Consider the following 15,863-nt stretch of genomic DNA (forward strand, 5'->3'; position numbering starts at 1 on the left):
CCCGAACCGTGCGGCGGCGCGTCGAGGCGCCGGGCCGGCGGCGTCGGGAGCGCGGACATCCACCGGGAGCACCCGTGTATCTCACCCCTCACGAGCAGGACCGCCTGCTCGTCCACGTGGCGGCCGACGTCGCCCGACGTCGCCGCGAGCGCGGCCTGCGTCTCAACTATCCGGAAGCCGTCGCGGTGATCACCGCCTTCCTGCTCGAAGGGGCACGCGACGGTGCGTCCGTGGTCGACCTGATGGCCGCCGGACGCACCGTGCTCAGCCGGGACGACGTGCAGGACGGCATCCCCGAGTTGCTGGGGGAGGTGCAGGTGGAGGCGACGTTCCCGGACGGCACCAAACTGGTGACTGTGCACCACCCGATCCCGTGATCCCCGGGGAGATCCTGCCGGCGGACGGGCCTGTCGAGATCAACGTCGGCCGGCCGGTGACCACGCTGCTGGTGGTCAACACCGGTGACCGGCCGGTGCAGGTCGGGTCGCACTACCACTTCGCCGAGGCCAACCCGGCGCTGGATTTCGACCGGGACGCCGCCTGGGGGCAGCGGCTCGCGGTACCGGCCGGCACCTCGGTGCGGTTCGAGCCGGGCGTGAGCCGCCGGGTGGACCTGGTGCCGCTGGGTGGCGCGCGGATCGTGCCGGGCCTGCGCGGCGAGTGCGCCGGAGCGCTGGACGAAGGACGGAAGGCGTGAGCATCGTGGAGCGGAACCGCTACGTGGCCCTCTACGGGCCGACCACCGGAGACCGGATCCGGCTGGCCGACACGAACCTGCTGATCGAGATCGAGCACGACCACTGTGCCGGCGGTGACGAGGCGGTCTTCGGCGGCGGCAAGGTGATTCGCGAGTCGATGGGTCAGTCCCGGGCCACCCGCGCCGAGGGCGCCCTGGACACCGTGATCACCGGTGCGGTCGTCCTCGACCACTGGGGGGTGGTCAAGGCCGACGTCGGGCTGCGCGACGGGCGGATCGTCGCGCTTGGCCGAGCCGGCAACCCGGACACCATGGACGGTGTCCATCCGGATCTGGTCATCGGCCCGGCCACCGAGGTGATCGCCGGCAACGGCCGGATTCTCACCGCCGGGGCGGTCGACACCCACGTGCACTTCATCTGCCCACAACTGGTCGCCGAGGCGCTCGCCAGCGGAGTCACCACCCTGGTCGGCGGCGGCACCGGCCCGGCGGAGGGCACCCGGGCCACCACCGTCACCCCGAACGCCTGGCACCTGGCCCGGATGCACGAGGCCCTCGACACGTTCCCGGTCAACGTGCTGCTGCTCGGCAAGGGCAACACCGTCTCGGAGGAGGCGCTGTGGGAGCAGTTGCGGGCCGGGGCCGGCGGGTTCAAGCTGCACGAGGACTGGGGCACCACCCCGGCGGCGATCGACGCCTGCCTGCGGGTCGCCGACGCCTCCGGCGTGCAGGTCTCCATCCACACCGACACGCTCAACGAGGCCGGATTCGTCGCCGACACCCTGCGCGCCATCGGCGGCCGGGCGATCCACTCGTACCACACCGAGGGGGCCGGCGGCGGGCACGCGCCGGACATCATCACCGTCGCCGGTGAGCCGAACGTGCTGCCGTCGTCGACCAACCCGACCCGCCCGTACACCCGCAACACCCTCGCCGAGCACCTCGACATGCTGATGGTCTGCCACCATCTCAACCCGGCCGTGCCGGAGGACCTGGCGTTCGCCGAGAGCCGGATCCGACCGTCCACCATGGCCGCCGAGGACCTGCTGCACGACCTCGGGGCGATCTCCATCATCGGCTCCGACTCGCAGGCGATGGGGCGGATCGGAGAGATCGTGCTGCGTACCTGGCAGAGCGCACACGTGATGAAGGCGCGGGTGGGCGCCCTGCCCGGCGACGGCGCCGCCGACAACCACCGGGCCCGTAGGTACGTCGCGAAGTACACCATCTGCGCGGCCATGGCCAACGGACTCGATCACGAGATCGGGTCGGTGGAGCCGGGCAAGCTCGCCGATCTGGTGCTGTGGGAGCCGGCTTTCTTCGGCGTACGACCGCACCTGGTCATCAAGGGCGGCATGATCGCGTACGCGCAGATGGGTGACGCGAACGCCTCGATCCCCACGCCGCAGCCGATGCTGCCCCGGCCGATGTTCGGGGCGTACGGCGGCGCGGCTGCCGCCACCAGCCTGGCGTTCGTGGCACCCGCCGCGGTGGAGGCCGGGCTGCGGTTGGACGTGCGGCGTCGGGTGGTGCCGGTGGCCGACGTACGGTCGCGCGGCAAGACCGACCTGCCGGAGAACAACGCCCTACCGCGCATCGAGGTCGACCCGGACACCTTCACCGTCCGGATCGACGGCGTGGTGGTGGAGCCGGATCCGGTGACCGAACTGCCCATGGCCCAGCGGTACTTCCTGTTCTGATGGCCACCCCGACGATGCTGCTGCTCCTCGCCGACGGGCGGTTCCCGGCCGGCGCGCACGCCCACTCGGCCGGATTGGAGGCGGCCGTCGCCGCCGGCCGGGTGACCGATCTGGACACCCTGGCGGAGTACCTGCGGGGTCGGCTGGCCACTGCGGGACTGGTCACGGCGGCGTTCGCGGCGGCGGCCCGTGGCGTGGCGTGGTCGGCCGGCCGCTCCGCCGCGCTGGCCCGACTCGACGCCGAACTGGACGCCCGGACCGCCTCGCCCGCGCAGCGGTCGGTGTCCCGCCGGCAGGGCCGCGCACTGCTGCGAGCCGGCCGCCGGATCTGGCCGCAGGCCACCTTCGACGACCTGCCCGCCGCGCCGGACGGGCCACACCAGCCGCTGGTGCTGGGGCTGGTCGGTGCCGCCGCCGGTCTCAACCCCGGACAGGTTGCCACGGTCGCCGCCCACGCGACGGTGACCGGCTCGGCCAGTGCCGCCGTACGCCTGCTCGGCCTCGACCCGTACCAGGTGCAGGCCCTGCTGGTGCGGCTCGCCGGCACCTGCGACGCCACCGCGGCGCGGGCGGCCCGCGCCGCCGAGGAACCACCGGAGCGGCTGCCCGCCGCCGCCGCTCCACTCGCCGACATCCATGCCGAAGCTCACGTCACCTGGGAGGTGCGTCTCTTTGCGTCCTGAATTCGATCACGACGAGTCCGTTCCCCACACCCACCCCGAGCCGGGGGTCGACCCGCACGCCCCGCTACCGACTGCCGCGCGGGCGTTGCGGGTCGGCATTGGCGGCCCGGTCGGCTCCGGCAAGACCGCGCTGGTCGCGGCGCTGTGCCGGGCGTTCGCCGACGAGTTGCGCCTCGGTGTGGTGACGAACGACATCTACACCACCGAGGACGCCGACTTCCTCAAGCGCGCCGGGGTGCTCGATCCGACCCGGATCAGGGCGGTGGAGACGGGCTGCTGCCCGCACACCGCCATCCGCGACGACATCGGCGCCAACCTCGACGCCGTCGACGAGCTGACCGACGCGTTGGGCCCGTTGGACCTGGTTCTGGTGGAGAGCGGTGGCGACAACCTGACCGCCACGTTCAGCCGGGGCCTGGTGGACCGGCAGATCTTCGTGGTGGACGTGGCCGGCGGGGACAAGGTGCCCCGCAAGGGCGGCCCCGGGGTGACCGCGGCCGACCTGCTGGTCATCAACAAGACCGACCTGGCGCCGATGGTCGGTGCCGACCTGTCCGTGATGGACCGCGACGCCCGGGCCCGTCGGGGCGACCTGCCGACGGTGTTCCAGTCCATCAGCGAGGATCCCCTGGCGACCCAGGTCGCCGCCTGGATCCGTCACGAACTGGCCCACCACCGGGCCGCGCAGTCCACGCCGGCCGGCCCGGTACCCGCCGGGCAGGCCTGATGCGGGCCACCGCCCGGCTGGTGGCCCGCGTCGACCGGCGCGGCCAGACCGTGCTGGCCGAACTGCGCGGCGAGAGCCCGCTGCTGCTGCGCCAGGTACCGGCCCCCGGCGGTGGTGTCACGGTGTACGTCGTCGGCGGAGCGGCCGGTCCGCTCGCCGGTGACGACCTGCGGCTGGACGTCGAGGTCGGCCCCGGCGCGGTGGTCCGTGTGCACACGGTGGCGGCGTCCGTCGCGCTGCCGGGCCGCCCCGGCGCGGTGTCCCGGACGCTGGTCCGGGCCACCGTCGCCGAGCGGGCGGCCCTGTTCTGGCTGCCCGAGCAACTGGTCGCGGCGGCCGGCTGCGCGCACGTCGCGGACTCGCAGGTGGCCGTCGCGGCGGGGGGCACCCTGCACTGGCGGGACGAGCTGATCTGCGGGCGTCACGGCGAGCAGCCCGGCAACATGGAGATCAACACCTGGGTCGACCTGGACGATCGGCCGCTGCTGCGGCAGTCCCTGGCGGTCGGGCCGAACGCCGCCGGCTGGGCCGGACCGACGGTGTTGGCCGGCGCGTCCGCTACGGGTTCGCTGCTGATCGTGGACCCGGCCCGACCGGCGCAGTCGGCTGCGGTGTGCGGTACGCGGGCCCGACTGCCGCTGGCCGGCGGCCCGGCGACCCTGTGGAGCGCAACCGCGCCGGACGCGCACACCCTGCGGGAGTACCTCGAACCCGACACCGCGACGGATACCATCGCTGCCTCGGCCGGGGGAGAGGAGCGTGAGGTTGTACGAGTTGGGTGAGGTCGTCGCCGAGCGGCGGATCGCGATGGTTCTTCCTGACGACGGCACGTCGGAGCTGGTCGTCCGTTTCGGCAAGCCGCACCCCGACCCGCTGCCGGGCGGTGACTGGTGCTGCCCGTTCCAGATCGAAGGGCTGGCCGACGGTGCGGTCGACGCCGCGTTCGGGGTGGACTCCCTGCAGGCGATGCTGCTGGCCGCGTACCGCGTGCGGCTGCTGCTGACCGAACACGCCGAGCGGACCTCGGCCCGACTGGACTGGCTGGGACAGCCGGACCTCGGCCTGCGCGTCGACCCGGGCCTGTTGTCCCAGGACGTCACCACCCGGAGCGCCTACCTCGCCGCCGCCGACGTCGCCGCCTCGCTGCTGCGTACGCCGGTGCTGGCGGAGCGCTGGACGACGCCGAGCGCCCTGCCGTACTACTCGACCGGCGGGCTGGCCCGGCACCTCGCCAACCAGATCACCCGGACTTCGGAGCTGCTCGACGCGCCGCCCGGGCAAACCGCGATCGACGTCCTGGCGCACTTCACCGGCAGTGGCTGGGTCACCACCGGCGCGGAGGAGGCGGACAACACCGACATCCGCGAACGGGGTGAACGGGCCGCCACCGAGACCGACGCCGCCCAGCTCGCCGTGGAGGTGGACGGGGTTCTGGCGAAGCTGCGCCGTACGGTGCCGGCGCAGCCGCCGTACCGGATCGTCGACCTCGGCGACTGGGGACTGGCCGTCGACGACTTCCTGCTGACCCGGCTGTTGGAGCTGGTGGTGCACACCGATGATCTGGCGGTCAGCCTGGGCCTGCCGACGCCCGAGATGCCGGCCGCCGCCACCGAACTGACAACTGACCTGCTCACCCGGATCGCGGCCTGGCGGCACGGTCCGCTCGCGGTGGTGCGGGCACTGTCCCGTCGGGAACGGGCGCCGGAGACGATAAGCGCGCTCTGAGCGGTCCGGTCTCGGCAAGTGTCCTTTGTGGACATGTGGCAGGGTGGGTCAGGTGCCGGCGGTCGCCGGTGGCAGCGGAAACCCTGGGGAGAGGCAATGACCAAGCGGGTCAGTCGTCGGGCCGCGATCGGATTCGGTGCGGCAGCTGTGACGTTGGCGGCGACGCCGTCCGGTGCGGTGGCCGCGCCGGCTGACGGCACCACAGCGGGCATCGAGAGGGTGCCGCCGCGAGAGGTGATTCGCCGGACGTACCGGCAGCAGAAGGCCCGGGCCGGCGGGGTGTGGCGTTCGCACGTCGCGATGCTCGACGCCAGCGGGGCCCTCCGGACCGTGATCGCCGACGACGCCGACCGGGTGACGCACGGGTACAGCGTGCAGAAGCTGGCGGTCGCGGTGGCGGTCATGGACAAGATCGACCGCGGCGAGCTGCGACTTGACCAGCGGCTCGACCTGAGCGCCGACATCATTCTCGGCGGCAGCGGGATCTACTTCCTCCAGACGGTCTGGGGCGACGAGGTCACTGTGGCGAATTTCCTCACCGCGATGCTGCTCGTCTCCGACAACACGGCCGTACGGATGTGCGGCCGGGTGGTGCCGGCACTGGAGATCAACGAGATCCTGGCGGCCAAGGGCTTCACGCACACCCGGGTCGAGCCGGTGGCCAACCCGAACCGGTTCTTCCTCGGGGTGACCACTCCGCGCGAGACCCATGACCTGTTGTGGCGGCTGGCCAACAAGACCCTGCTGTCGGCCCGGTCGAGTGACTTCCTGCTCGGCATCCTGCGCTGGATCAACGGTTACCACGACGGGATCCGCCGCGACATGTCCTCGGCGGAACGCAGCCGGGTCGCCACCAAGTACGGCGCGGACTACGACTCCTCGGGCGCGGCGCGGCACGAGGCCGGCGTCATCTTCGACGCGACCGGCGCGCCCACCCTGACGTACGCCTTCTTCGCCGACTCTCTCGGCGACCTGGACAACTACGGCGGCACCCACCCGGCCGTACGCGCCCACGCGGTCCTCGGCCGGACCATGTTCGACGCCGTCGGCCCCACCACCAACCGCACCCCCCGCGCCCGCCACTCCGTCCCGCAGTTCCGCCCCGTCAACGGCGGCTGACCCGCTACCCCGCCCCGCGGATCTTGCACTTCTGGTCGGGGCGGGTGCACCGGGCAGTGAACCGGTCAGGCGGGGGTTGGGGTGCGGCGACCGGAGTCCAGGCGGGTGATCAGGGCGTCGAGGAGGCCGGCCAGGTCGGTGTCGTCCGTCATGCTGAGCCCGGCCAGGTCGGCGCGGATCTCGGCGTCCACCCGCTCGTGCTCGCGACGCCCCCGTGCGGTCAGGTAGGCGCGGATGCGGCGACGGTCGACGGGGTCGATCCGGCGGAAGACGAGGTTGCGGTCGACGAGTTGATCGACCAGCTTGGTCAGGGTGCCGGGCGGCAGCGACGCCTCGGCGGCGACCTCGCTCATCGGATGCCCGAGACCGTCGGCGAGCAGGCAGAGGACCCGCCACGCCTCGATGCTCAGCGACTCGGCGGCGAGCACCCCGCCGACCCGGCGCGAGAGCAGCCGCTCGGCGCGGGTGAGCAGGGGTAACAGGTCGGCTGCGGAACCGGGAAGGTCTGACATGGCACTCCCGCCTCGCGGTTGCGGTGTCATCGTAGCGAGATGTCCCGCTGACTGGGGAGGGCTGGTCTTCACCAGCGGCGGCGGCCACCATGTGTTCATGTCCGCGCCGGCACCGGGGTCCGGGCGCCCGCAGGCGGGGGAGAGCATCACCGCCGGGGCGTCCTGGCTGACCGTCGACCGGGGCGTGGTCAGCATCGCCTTGGTCTATCCGATGCGTGGGCCGGCGGGCATGTTCGGCCCGAGCTGTGAACTCTGCGCGCAGCTCGCGGTCGAGGAGCTGAACCGGCGCGGCGGCGTGCTCGGCCGGGAGCTGCGGCTGGTGCCGGTCGACGGCGGGGCGCCACCGGCCGAGGTGGCCGCCGAGGTGGAGGCGCTGGTGTCGGTGGGCGCGGTGCAGGGCGTCACCGGCTGGCACATCTCCTCGGTACGACAGGCGGTGGCGCCGCGCATCGCGCACCGGGTGCCGTACGTCTACACAGCCCTGTACGAGGGGGGCGAGCGCACCGAGGGCGTCTTCCTGACCAGCGAGACGCCGGATGCGCAGCTGTGGCCGGCGATGCGGGTGCTCGCCGGGGATCTCGGGGTGCGCCGCTGGTTCGTGGTCGGCAACGACTACGTCTGGCCGCGCCGGACGACCCGGGCGGCACACCGGTACGCGCTGCGCAGCGGCGGACGCGTGGTCGGCCAGCACTTCCTGCCGTTGGAGACCCACGACTACGCGGAGGTGCTGCGGCGCATCGAACGCAGCGACGCCGACGCGGTGCTCATGCTGCTCGTGGGCGCGGACGCGGTCCGGTTCAACCGGGCGTTCGCCCGCGCCGGGCTGGACCAGCGTTGTCTGCGCCTGAGCACCCTGATGGACGAGAACATGCTGCTCGCCAGCGGTGCCGCCAACACCCGGGGGCTGTTCAGCACGGCGGGTTTCTTCGCCGGCCTGGTGACCCAGGAGAATCTCGACTTCCACGGCAGCTTCGGTCGCCGCTTCGGCTTGGAGGCGCCGCCGCTGGGCAGCCTGGGGGAGTCCTGCTACGAGGGTGTGATGTTGCTGGCCGCGCTGATCGCCAAGGCCGGCACGCTTGACGTACGGGCGGTGGAGGCCTCCGCCGACGTGGTGTCGTACGACGGGCCGCGCGGCGAGCTGCGGTTGCGCCGCAGGCATGTCCGCCAGCGCATCTACCTGGCCGAGGCCGACGGCCTGGACTTCACCGTCCTGACTGAACTGTGATGCCGCCGGGGCGTGACCGGACCGTGCCTTGACAGGTCCGCCGGCCGGCGGCCAAGATACTTCCTACGTGAAGCATCCGACCGTCACGTCGGATATCACCACCGTCCGGCGAGGGACGGAAAAGTGCAGCCGAATGCGGCTGAAAATCGTGTGCCGGTGTCATTCAGCCGATTCTCCTCGGCGATGCACCGGCATTTTTCGTGCCCCCATCAGAGCGGCCGGGCCAGCGGAAACACTCTATTGAGGACTGGGAAACATCCGTGCAATGAAACGGATCGAAGCTTTCCCTGCCCGATATCCGAATCGCCGCCCGGGTCGGTGTCCACCCGCCGTACCGGGCAGCGCCAATGTTCCGACGGACCGCACCGCAGTTAGACAGATCCGCACTTCGACTCGGGGCCGACGACCGTTCCCGGGCACTGACTGACGTCACACGCGACGCAGGGAGATTTGATGACACTGATCCGGGGCCGCCGCATCCTGGCGGGTGCCATGACCCTGGTCGCCGCGGCCGCGCTGGCCGCGTGCGGCAGCAAGACCACCGATGGGAACACCTCGGCGGGAGTCGCCGCCGATGTCTCCGGCGACACCGTCAAGGTGGGCCTGCTCAACTCCCTCTCCGGCACGATGGCCATCAGCGAGGTCACCGTCCGAGACGCGATCATGCTGGCGATCGAGGAGATCAACGCCGCCGGGGGCGTGCTCGACAAGAAGATCGAACCCGTCGGCGAGGACGGCGCCTCGGACTGGCCGACCTTCGCCGAGAAGGCCGAGAAGCTGATCCGGGAGGACCGCGTGGCGGCCGTCTTCGGCTGCTGGACCTCGGCCAGCCGCAAGGCCGTGAAGCCCGTGTTCGAGAAGAACAAGGCACTGCTGTTCTACCCGGTGCAGTACGAGGGCCTGGAGCAGTCGCCGTACATCTTCTACACCGGCGCCACGACCAACCAGCAGATCGTCCCCGGCCTGGACTACCTCAAGGCCCAGGGTGCCACCTCGCTCTACCTGGTCGGCTCCGACTACGTGTTCCCGCGCACCGCCAACAAGATCATCAAGGCGTACGCCGAAGCCAACGGGATGAAGGTGCTGGGGGAGGACTACGCCCCGCTGGGCTCCACCGAGTTCGGCACCATCACGAACAAGGTGAAGTCCTCCGGCGCGGACGCGGTCTTCAACACGCTCAACGGCGACAGCAACGTGGCGTTCTTCAAGGAGTACAAGTCCGCCGGGCTGACCGCCGCCACCATGCCTGTGGTGTCGGTGTCGATCGCCGAGGAGGAGGTCAAGAGCATCGGCACCCAGTACCTGGAGGGCCAGCTCACCGCCTGGAACTACTACCAGACCACTCCCGGCGCGGCGAACGAGAAGTTCGTCGCGGCGTACAAGGCCAAGTACGGGGCGGACAAGCCGACAAGCGACCCGATGGAAGCCGCGTACGTCTCGGTCTACCTGTGGAAGGCGATGGTCGAGAAGGCCGGCACCTTCGACGTCGAGAAGGTTAGGGAGGCGTCCGACGGCATCACCTTCGAGGCGCCCGAGGGGCTGGTCACCGTGGACGGTGCCACCCAGCACATCGCCAAGACGGCACGCGTCGGCAAGGTCGGTGCGGACGGTCTGATCACCGAGGTCTGGAACTCCGGACAACCGATCACCCCCGATCCGTACCTCAAGAGCTACCCGTGGGCCGGTGGCCTGAGCTGACCCGGTGGGCCCGGGCGGCGCGACCGCCCGGGCCCACCCCCACCAGCAGTTCGGAGTACGCACCGTGACAGTTCTCATCGGCCAACTCTTCACCGGCGTCAGCATCGGCGCGGTGCTGCTGCTCATCGCGCTCGGCCTGGCCCTCACCTTCGGCCAGATGGGCGTGATCAACATGGCCCACGGCGAGTTCATCATGGCCGGGGCCTACACCACCTACGTCCTGCAACAGGTCATCACCGCGGCCGGCTGGTCGCTGCTGATCGCCCTGCCGGTCGCCTTCGTGGTGGCCGGCGCGATGGGTGTGCTGCTGGAGTTCCTGCTGATCCGCCGCCTCTACGCCCGCCCGCTGGACACCCTGCTGGTCACCTGGGGGGTGTCGCTGATCCTGCAACAGCTCGCCCGGGACATCTTCGGCAGCCCCAACGTGCAGACCCGCGCACCGGAGCTGCTCACCGGCAACATCGCGCTGCCCGGCGGCATCACCGTGGCGAACAACCGGTTGTTCATCCTCGCCCTGGCCGGCGGCGCCGTCGTCGCGTTGACCCTGGCCCTGCGGGTCACCCCGCTGGGTCGCCGGATCCGGGCCGTCGTGCAGAACCGGGACCTGGCCGCCGTCTCCGGCATCCCCACCGCCCGGGTCGACCGGATGACCTTCTTCATCGGCTCCGGCCTGGCCGGCATCGCGGGCGTGGCCCTCACCCTGCTCGGGCCGATCGGTCCCACCATGGGCACCAACCTGATCATCGACGCCTTCCTGGTCGTCGTGGTCGGCGGGATCGGCCAGCTCAAGGGCACCGTCATCGTCGCCTTCGCCCTGGGCGTGCTCCAGGCCACCGGCGAGTACCTCACCACCCTCAGCGTCGCCAAGGTGATGGTCTTCATCGCCATCGTCGCGTTTCTCCAGTGGCGACCCCAGGGCCTGTTCACCCTGCGCACCAGGAGTCTGGCATGACCACCGTCGCCCGAGATCCCGTCACCGCCGCCGACCCCGCGCCGGCACCACCGACCAGACCTGCGGCCGGACCGTCCCGCCACCGGTACCGGGCCGCCGTCGGATTCGCCTTCGGCGCGGCCCTGCTCTTCGCCGTCGCGCCGCTGGTGCTGTCGGACTTCCGGCTCTCCCTGCTGGCGAAGTACCTCTGCGTGGCCATGGTCGCGGTCGGCATCGGCCTGGCCTGGGGGCGCGGCGGCATGCTCACGCTCGGCCAGGGGGTCTTCTTCGGCCTCGGCGGCTACGCGATGGCCATGCATCTCAAGCTCGCCGACGCGGGCCCGGGCAACATGCCCGACTTCATGATGCTGTACGGGCAACTCGACGAGTTGCCCCTGTGGTGGCGACCGTTCGCCAGCCCATGGTTCGCCCTGCCCGCCACGGTGCTGCTGCCGATGGCTGTCGCCTTCGTTCTCGGATCGTTGGTCTTCCGCCGCCGGGTGCGCGGTGCCTACTTCGCCATCCTCAGCCAGGCCCTCGCCGCCGCCATGGTGATCCTGCTGATCGGTCAGCAGGGCACCACCGGCGGCACCAACGGGCTCACCGACATCCAGGGCTTCTTCGGCTACGACCTGGACGACCCGGTCAACCAGCGGATGGTCTACTTCATCATCGCCGGCACCCTGCTGGCGCTGCTGGCCCTGGCCCGGCACCTGATGCAGAGCCGCTACGGCGAGCTGTTGGTGGCCGTCCGCGACTCGGAGGAACGGGTCCGCTTCCTCGGCTACGACCCGGCCACCGTGAAGCTTGTCGCGTACGTGGTCGCCGCCGGCATGGCCGGGTTGGCCGGCGCGCTTTTCGTGCCCGCGGTGGGCATCATCTCACCGGCGCTGATCGGGATCGTGCCATCCATCGAGTTCGTCATCGGCGTCGCCATCGGCGGGCGAGCCACGCTGCTCGGCCCGGTACTCGGGGCGGTCGCGGTGGCGTGGGCGCGCACCGCCCTGTCGGAGCGCTTCCCGGGCACCTGGACGTACCTTCAGGGTCTCCTGTTCGTGGTGGTGGTGGCGTTCCTGCCCGGCGGCCTGGCCTCGCTGATCGGCCTGGCCCGCCGCCGCGACGACGGCGAACCTCGCCCGAGTCGACTCGGGCGATTTCGGCCTCGCCGACGGGAGGGGGCGGCATGACCGGGCAGTTGCACGGGCTCTACGTGCGTGACCTGCGGGTCAGCTTCGACGGGTTCACCGCCGTCGACGGGGTCTCCCTCGACGTCGCCCCGGGCGACATCCGGTTCCTGATCGGGCCCAACGGCGCCGGCAAGACCACTCTGGTGGACGCCGTCACCGGCCTGGTCCGGGCCACCGGCTCGGTGCGCTTCGGTGACCGGGAACTGCTCGGCAGGCCGGTGCACCGGATCAGCCGGCTCGGCGTCGGCCGCACCTTCCAGACCTCGACGGTGTTCGAGGAGCTGACGGTGTTGCAGAACCTCGACATCGCCGCCGGGGCCCGACGCGGCTGGGCGACGTTGCTGCGCCGCCGCCACGGCGTTCCTGACGAGGTGGCCGAGGCCCTCGACGTCATCGGCCTGGCGAGCCGCGCCGACCAGCTCGCCGGCACCCTCGCCCACGGGCAGAAGCAGTGGCTGGAGATCGGCATGCTGCTGGTGCAGGACACCCGGCTGCTGCTGCTCGACGAGCCGGTCGCCGGCATGAGCCACGAGGAACGCGACGCCACCGGGCAGCTGCTGGAGAGGGTGAGCCAGGACCGCACAGTGGTGGTGATCGAGCACGACATGGACTTCCTGCGCCGCTTCGCGCGTACCGTCACCGTGCTGCACGGCGGTCGGGTGCTCAGCGAGGGCACCGTCGCCCAGGTGCAGGCCGATCCACGCGTGCAGGAGGTCTACCTCGGTCACCCGGTCGACGCCGGGTCGGCCCCGACGCACACGGAGGCATGATGCTCACGATGCGCGGCGTACACGCCGGTTACGGGCGCAGCCGGGTGCTGCACGGTGTCGACGTGGCGGTGCCCGCCGACGGGGTCGCCACCGTGCTGGGCCACAACGGCGCCGGCAAGTCCACCCTGCTGCGGGTGGCCGCCGGCCTGCTGCGCCCCAGCGCCGGCCGGGTCGAGCTGGACGGTGCGGACATCACCCGGCTGGCGCCGCACGAGCGGGTCGCCCGGGGGATCGCGTACGTGCCGCAGGGGCAGCAGTGCTTCCCCCACCTGACCGCGGCGGAGAACCTGCGCCTGGTCGCCGACGGCCGTCGCGACGGGGCAACGGCCACCGCGGAGGTGCTGGACCTCTTCCCGGCGCTGCGTCCGCTGCTGCGTCGGCGGGCCGGGCTGCTCTCCGGCGGCCAGCGTCAGCAGTTGGCCATCGCCCGGGCGCTGATCACCCGGCCCCGGCTGCTGATGCTCGACGAACCGACCGAGGGCATCCAGCCGTCGGTGGTGACCGAGATCCAGGACCGGATCGTGGCCCTGATCGCCCAGACCGGGTTCAGCGTGCTCCTGGTCGAGCAGCACCTCGGCTTCGCGCTGCGGGTCGCCGACCGCTACCACGTGCTGGAGTCCGGGCGCGTCACCTCCGCCGGCGACGGCGGCGCCGCCGCCGAACACACCGTCCGCGAAGCCCTCGCGGTGTGACCCCCGCGATCTTGCACTTTCGGTCGGCTAGAGGCCCTCTCGCGGCTTTTGTGGCGACGGAAAGTGCAAGATCGGCGAGGTTGCGGGGTGGGCCTTCCGTTGTGGGGGTTGACCGCCTAAGGTGGGCGTGGAAGCGCTCCCACGGTCCCTGGGCAGGACTGTTCTCGACGTGCTCGCTCCCTCACCCACCACAGAGGAAGTCGCATGTCTGCACGTACAAAACTTCAGGCCGCCGCGACGGTGGCCGTGGCTCTGCTCGGCGTGGCCGCCGCCGCGCCCGCCGCGACGGCGGCGCCGACGGTCGGTGCTCCGGCCGTCGCCGCCGCACCCACCGCCGACTGGCTGCACACCGACGGCAACCGGATCGTCGACGAGGCCGGCAACCAGGTCTGGCTCACCGGGGCCAACTGGTTCGGCTTCAACGCCAGCGAGCGGGTCTTCCACGGCCTGTGGTCGGGCAACCTCGAATCGATCACCCGCCAGATGGCCCAGCGCGGCATCAACATCGTCCGGGTGCCCATCTCCACGCAACTGCTGCTGGAGTGGAAGGCCGGGCAGACGATCCGGCCGAACGTCAACACGTACGTCAACCCGGAGTTGGAGGGCCTGAACAACCTCCAGGTCTTCGACCACTGGCTCGCACTGTGCGAGAAGTACGGTCTGAAGGTCATGCTCGACGTGCACAGCGCCGAGGCGGACAACTCCGGCCACGTCTATCCGGTGTGGTGGAAGGGCAGCATCACCCCGGAGCTGTTCTTCCAGGGCTGGGAATGGATCACCACCCGCTACCGGACCAACGACACCATCGTCGCGATGGACGTCAAGAACGAGCCGCACGGGACGCCGAACGATCCCGAGCGGGCCAAGTGGGACTCCAGCACCGACCAGGACAACTTCAAGTACGCGTGCGAGACGGCGGGCCGGCGGATCCTGGCGATCAACCCGAACCTGCTGATCCTCTGTGAGGGCATCGAGATCTATCCGCGGGCCGGCGCCACCTGGGACTCGCCCAACACCAACCCCGACCGCAGCCCCAACTACCACTACAACTGGTGGGGCGGCAACCTGCGCGGCGTCGCCGAGCACCCGGTCAACCTCGGTGCCCAGCAGGACCAACTCGTCTACTCGCCGCACGACTACGGACCGCTGGTGTACGAGCAGCCGTGGTTCGAGGGCGACTTCGACAAGGACTCGCTTACCAACGACGTGTGGCGACCGAACTGGTTCTACATCCACGAGCAGAACATCGCGCCGCTGCTGATCGGGGAGTGGGGCGGCCGGCTGGGGCAGGACGCCCGGCAGGACCGCTGGATGGCCGCGCTGCGCGACCTGATGATCGAGAACGGCATCCACCACACGTTCTGGTGTCTCAACCCCAACTCAGGTGACACCGGTGGCCTGCTGCTCGACGACTGGGCGAGCTGGGACGAGACGAAGTACAACCAGATGCTCAAGCCCGCGCTGTGGCAGCACAACGGCAAGTTCGTCGGCCTCGACCACCAGGTGCGCCTCGGCGGCACCGACTCCACCACCGGCATGAGCCTCGCCGAACGCTACGCCGGCGGCCCCGGCCCCGGTGACACCACCGCGCCGACCGCACCGGGGCGGCCGACCGCCACCGACGTGACCGCCACCGCCGCCACGCTGAGCTGGGCGGCGGCCACGGACGACGTGGGCGTCACCTCGTACGAGGTGCTGCGGGCGACCGGATCCGGGGCAGCCACCGTGGTCGGCACGGTCTCCGGAACCACCTACCGGGCGACGGGGCTGAACGCCTCGACCAGCTACACCTTCACCGTGCGGGCGCGCGACGCGGCCGGCAACGTCTCGGCGGCCTCGCCGCCGTCGACCGTCACCACCCCGGCCGGCAACGACAACGGCGACGCCGGCTGCGCCGCCACGTACCGGGTCACCAGCTCCTGGCAGGGTGGCTACCAGGCGGAGGTGACCGTCCGGAACACCGGTACGGCGGCCATCTCCGGCTGGACGGTCAGTTGGACCGCCCCCGCCGGCACCACCATCTCGTCACTGTGGAACGGCCGGCTCACCACCTCCGGAACCACAGTGACGGTGCGCAACGAGCCCTACAACGGGCAACTCGCCGCCGGCACCAGCACCACGTTCGGGCTGACCGGCAGCGGATCGGGTACGCCTTCCGGGCTGACCTGCGCCGCGTCCTGACGATGGGTGCCCCTGC

Annotated in this window: 16 protein-coding genes; 15 read left to right on the forward strand and 1 reads right to left on the reverse strand. The window is 71.3% G+C overall.

Annotated features, from left to right (window positions below; genetic code table 11):
• The first annotated feature begins 74 nt into the window (after positions 1 to 74).
• The 8 genes from Vse01_RS09765 (at position 75) to Vse01_RS09800 (ending at position 6,651) form a co-directional block, all read left to right on the forward strand.
• Positions 75 to 377, forward strand: coding sequence for an urease subunit gamma (locus Vse01_RS09765; RefSeq protein ID WP_093405864.1), 303 nt, complete (start codon positions 75 to 77; stop codon positions 375 to 377).
• Entirely contained in the window at positions 374 to 697 is a 324-nt protein-coding gene (locus tag Vse01_RS09770) for an urease subunit beta (RefSeq protein WP_093405862.1), read from the forward strand. Before Vse01_RS09765 ends, Vse01_RS09770 begins: the two co-directional genes overlap by 4 nt.
• Positions 694 to 2,397 (forward strand): urease subunit alpha, encoded by a 1,704-nt coding sequence (locus Vse01_RS09775; RefSeq protein ID WP_093405860.1) that lies wholly within the window; start codon positions 694 to 696, stop codon positions 2,395 to 2,397. The genes Vse01_RS09770 and Vse01_RS09775 overlap by 4 nt, the downstream gene beginning before the upstream one ends.
• A complete protein-coding gene (locus tag Vse01_RS09780; protein WP_093405858.1) occupies positions 2,397 to 3,080 on the forward strand; it encodes an urease accessory protein UreF in 684 nt (227 codons plus the stop codon). Before Vse01_RS09775 ends, Vse01_RS09780 begins: the two co-directional genes overlap by 1 nt.
• Complete coding sequence (ureG, locus tag Vse01_RS09785; RefSeq protein WP_170863470.1) at positions 3,070 to 3,807, forward strand: urease accessory protein UreG; 738 nt, start codon at positions 3,070 to 3,072, stop codon at positions 3,805 to 3,807. The genes Vse01_RS09780 and ureG overlap by 11 nt, the downstream gene beginning before the upstream one ends.
• Positions 3,807 to 4,589 carry an urease accessory protein UreD gene (locus Vse01_RS09790; protein WP_093405853.1) on the forward strand — a complete coding sequence of 261 codons (783 nt, stop codon included), beginning with the start codon at positions 3,807 to 3,809 and terminating at the stop codon, positions 4,587 to 4,589. The genes ureG and Vse01_RS09790 overlap by 1 nt, the downstream gene beginning before the upstream one ends.
• Entirely contained in the window at positions 4,567 to 5,532 is a 966-nt protein-coding gene (locus Vse01_RS09795; RefSeq protein ID WP_232511289.1) for a DUF6968 family protein, read from the forward strand. The genes Vse01_RS09790 and Vse01_RS09795 overlap by 23 nt, the downstream gene beginning before the upstream one ends.
• Before the next feature lie 96 nt (positions 5,533 to 5,628).
• Positions 5,629 to 6,651, forward strand: coding sequence for a serine hydrolase (locus tag Vse01_RS09800; protein WP_093405850.1), 1,023 nt, complete (start codon positions 5,629 to 5,631; stop codon positions 6,649 to 6,651).
• Positions 6,652 to 6,716: 65 nt separating this feature from the next.
• On the opposite strand, the gene Vse01_RS09805 is transcribed toward Vse01_RS09800, so the two are convergent.
• Positions 6,717 to 7,163, reverse strand: coding sequence for a MarR family winged helix-turn-helix transcriptional regulator (locus Vse01_RS09805; protein WP_093405847.1), 447 nt, complete (start codon positions 7,161 to 7,163; stop codon positions 6,717 to 6,719).
• 97 nt (positions 7,164 to 7,260) lie between these two features.
• Between Vse01_RS09805 and Vse01_RS09810 the strand changes: the two genes are divergently transcribed.
• From Vse01_RS09810 to Vse01_RS09840, 7 genes are all read left to right on the forward strand, one after another.
• The gene (locus tag Vse01_RS09810; RefSeq protein ID WP_232511288.1) at positions 7,261 to 8,388 is read left to right on the forward strand and encodes a substrate-binding domain-containing protein; all 1,128 of its coding nucleotides are present in this window, start codon (positions 7,261 to 7,263) and stop codon (positions 8,386 to 8,388) included.
• Positions 8,389 to 8,841: 453 nt separating this feature from the next.
• Entirely contained in the window at positions 8,842 to 10,086 is a 1,245-nt protein-coding gene (urtA, locus tag Vse01_RS09815; RefSeq protein WP_093405844.1) for an urea ABC transporter substrate-binding protein, read from the forward strand.
• A 64-nt stretch (positions 10,087 to 10,150) separates the two neighbouring features.
• Entirely contained in the window at positions 10,151 to 11,038 is an 888-nt protein-coding gene (gene urtB, locus Vse01_RS09820; RefSeq protein WP_093406136.1) for an urea ABC transporter permease subunit UrtB, read from the forward strand.
• Complete coding sequence (gene urtC, locus Vse01_RS09825) at positions 11,035 to 12,204, forward strand: urea ABC transporter permease subunit UrtC (protein WP_093405840.1); 1,170 nt, start codon at positions 11,035 to 11,037, stop codon at positions 12,202 to 12,204. Before urtB ends, urtC begins: the two co-directional genes overlap by 4 nt.
• Entirely contained in the window at positions 12,201 to 12,974 is a 774-nt protein-coding gene (urtD, locus tag Vse01_RS09830) for an urea ABC transporter ATP-binding protein UrtD (protein WP_093405837.1), read from the forward strand. The genes urtC and urtD overlap by 4 nt, the downstream gene beginning before the upstream one ends.
• Positions 12,974 to 13,666, forward strand: a complete 693-nt coding sequence (urtE, locus tag Vse01_RS09835) for an urea ABC transporter ATP-binding subunit UrtE (RefSeq protein ID WP_093405834.1) — start codon at positions 12,974 to 12,976, stop codon at positions 13,664 to 13,666. Before urtD ends, urtE begins: the two co-directional genes overlap by 1 nt.
• A 204-nt stretch (positions 13,667 to 13,870) precedes the next feature.
• Positions 13,871 to 15,847 (forward strand): cellulase family glycosylhydrolase, encoded by a 1,977-nt coding sequence (locus Vse01_RS09840; protein ID WP_093405832.1) that lies wholly within the window; start codon positions 13,871 to 13,873, stop codon positions 15,845 to 15,847.
• Positions 15,848 to 15,863 lie beyond the last annotated feature (16 nt).

Source organism: Micromonospora sediminimaris (assembly GCF_016863575.1).
GTDB lineage: Bacteria > Actinomycetota > Actinomycetes > Mycobacteriales > Micromonosporaceae > Micromonospora > Micromonospora sediminimaris.

Bases quoted from the DNA above. Each gene is read 5' to 3' on its own strand.
- Vse01_RS09840 (WP_093405832.1), top strand. From the start codon at position 13,871: ATGTCTGCACGTACAAAACTTCAGGCCGCCGCGACGGTGGCCGTGGCT.
- urtE (WP_093405834.1), top strand. From the start codon at position 12,974: ATGCTCACGATGCGCGGCGTACACGCCGGTTACGGGCGCAGCCGGGTG.
- Vse01_RS09800 (WP_093405850.1), top strand. From the start codon at position 5,629: ATGACCAAGCGGGTCAGTCGTCGGGCCGCGATCGGATTCGGTGCGGCA.
- Vse01_RS09790 (WP_093405853.1), top strand. From the start codon at position 3,807: ATGCGGGCCACCGCCCGGCTGGTGGCCCGCGTCGACCGGCGCGGCCAG.
- urtD (WP_093405837.1), top strand. From the start codon at position 12,201: ATGACCGGGCAGTTGCACGGGCTCTACGTGCGTGACCTGCGGGTCAGC.
- Vse01_RS09805 (WP_093405847.1), bottom strand. From the start codon at position 7,163: ATGTCAGACCTTCCCGGTTCCGCAGCCGACCTGTTACCCCTGCTCACC.
- Vse01_RS09780 (WP_093405858.1), top strand. From the start codon at position 2,397: ATGGCCACCCCGACGATGCTGCTGCTCCTCGCCGACGGGCGGTTCCCG.
- Vse01_RS09810 (WP_232511288.1), top strand. From the start codon at position 7,261: ATGTCCGCGCCGGCACCGGGGTCCGGGCGCCCGCAGGCGGGGGAGAGC.
- urtC (WP_093405840.1), top strand. From the start codon at position 11,035: ATGACCACCGTCGCCCGAGATCCCGTCACCGCCGCCGACCCCGCGCCG.
- urtA (WP_093405844.1), top strand. From the start codon at position 8,842: ATGACACTGATCCGGGGCCGCCGCATCCTGGCGGGTGCCATGACCCTG.